Raw genomic sequence first — 2,187 nt, 5'->3', positions numbered from 1 at the left:
TAGTAGTCCCGGGCAGACTCGAACTGCCGACCCCTACATTATCAGTGTAGTACTCTAACCAGCTGAGCTACGAGACTCTGTATTATATTATTATATTTTTATTTGAACAAACAGCGAGAGTAAAATAAACCAACACCTTTTTTCTCTAGAAAGGAGGTGTTCCAGCCGCACCTTCCGGTACGGCTACCTTGTTACGACTTAGCCCCAGTCACTAGTTTTACCCTAGGCAGCTCCTTGCGGCGACCGACTTCAGGTACCCCCAGCTTCCATGGCTTGACGGGCGGTGTGTACAAGGCCCGGGAACGTATTCACCGGATCATGGCTGATATCCGATTACTAGCGATTCCAGCTTCATAGAGTCGAGTTGCAGACTCCAATCCGAACTGAGACCAGTTTTTGAGATTCGCATCCAGTTGCCTGGTAGCTGCTTTCTGTACTGGCCATTGTAGCACGTGTGTAGCCCAAGACGTAAGGGCCGTGATGATTTGACGTCATCCCCACCTTCCTCACGGTTTGCACCGGCAGTCTTGTTAGAGTTCCCGGCATGACCCGATGGCAACTAACAATAGGGGTTGCGCTCGTTATAGGACTTAACCTGACACCTCACGGCACGAGCTGACGACAACCATGCAGCACCTTGTAAATTGTCCGAAGAAAAGTCTATCTCTAAACCTGTCAATCTACATTTAAGCCTTGGTAAGGTTCCTCGCGTATCATCGAATTAAACCACATGCTCCACCGCTTGTGCGGGCCCCCGTCAATTCCTTTGAGTTTCATTCTTGCGAACGTACTCCCCAGGTGGGATACTTATCACTTTCGCTTAGCCACTCAGTCCGAAAACCGAACAGCTAGTATCCATCGTTTACGGCGTGGACTACCAGGGTATCTAATCCTGTTCGCTACCCACGCTTTCGTTCATCAGCGTCAATAAGTACGTAGTAATCTGCCTTCGCAATTGGTATTCCATGTAATATCTAAGCATTTCACCGCTACACTACATATTCTAATTACTTCCATACTATTCAAGTCTAGCAGTATCAACGGCAATTTTACAGTTAAGCTGTAAGATTTCACCACTGACTTACTAAACCGCCTACGAACCCTTTAAACCCAATAATTCCGGATAACGCTCGGATCCTCCGTATTACCGCGGCTGCTGGCACGGAGTTAGCCGATCCTTATTCTTACGGTACCGTCAAATAGTTACACGTAACTACATTTCTTCCCGTACAAAAGCAGTTTACAATCCATAGGACCGTCATCCTGCACGCGGCATGGCTGGTTCAGAGTTGCCTCCATTGACCAATATTCCTCACTGCTGCCTCCCGTAGGAGTCTGGTCCGTGTCTCAGTACCAGTGTGGGGGATCTCCCTCTCAGGACCCCTAATCATCGTTGCCTTGGTATGCCGTTACCACACCAACTAGCTAATGATACGCATGCCCATCTTTTACCGATAAATCTTTATTATAAATGAGATGCCTCATCTATAAACCATGGAGCATTAATCCGAATTTCTCCGGGCTATTCCCCTGTAAAAGGTAGGTTGCATACGCGTTACTCACCCATCCGCCGGTCTCAAAAAAGCAAGCTCTCTCTACCCCTCGACTTGCATGTGTTAGGCCTGCCGCTAGCGTTCATCCTGAGCCAGGATCAAACTCTTCATCGTATATTTTTAATATTGTAAAAAGTTAGCTAGTTTATTTCGTGATCCTAAAATCACCTTACTCTCTTTTTTCGTATGCTGTTGTCCAATATGTCTATGATCGTATTTCTAATCTCTCTTCTACTTAATTTCGAAGCGAGTGCAAAAGTAAAACTTATTTCTCAATTTGACAAAAAAAATTAGAAATTTTTTTTCCTCCCTTTTTCTCAAATCGCTCGTTTACTAAAGCGAGTGCAAAAGTAAAAACTTTATTTGAACTGACAAAACTTTTTTGAAAAAATATTTCTCTCCGTTTTTCGCCAATCCCCAGTATTTACTGAAGCGGACTGCAAAGATAAAACTCTTTATTTCAATTATCCAAATTTATTTTTTAAAAATATTTCTAGCCAATCTAAAGTCTTTTTCTTCTGCTTTTCTATGAACGTCTGCTTGTTTAATGCGGATGCAAAAGTAGTACCTTTTTAGCCACTTCCAAATTATTTTAAACCTTTTTTACAAAGTATTTTTGATTAAAACCGCAACT

1 tRNA gene and 1 rRNA gene are annotated in these 2,187 nt (G+C 43.5%); both read right to left on the bottom strand.

Annotated features, from left to right (window positions below):
- Positions 1–3: 3 nt before the first annotated feature.
- A tRNA-Ile gene (locus tag ACLJX0_RS15340) sits at positions 4–77 on the bottom strand.
- Positions 78–149: 72 nt separating this feature from the next.
- Positions 150–1,667 (bottom strand): 16S ribosomal RNA (locus tag ACLJX0_RS15335).
- Positions 1,668–2,187: the final 520 nt, after the last annotated feature.

Source organism: Myroides sp. DW712 (assembly GCF_046557355.1).
Lineage (GTDB): Bacteria > Bacteroidota > Bacteroidia > Flavobacteriales > Flavobacteriaceae > Flavobacterium.
The sequence above is the reverse complement of the archived record's forward strand: the minus strand, read 5'-3'. Positions and strand labels throughout refer to the sequence as shown.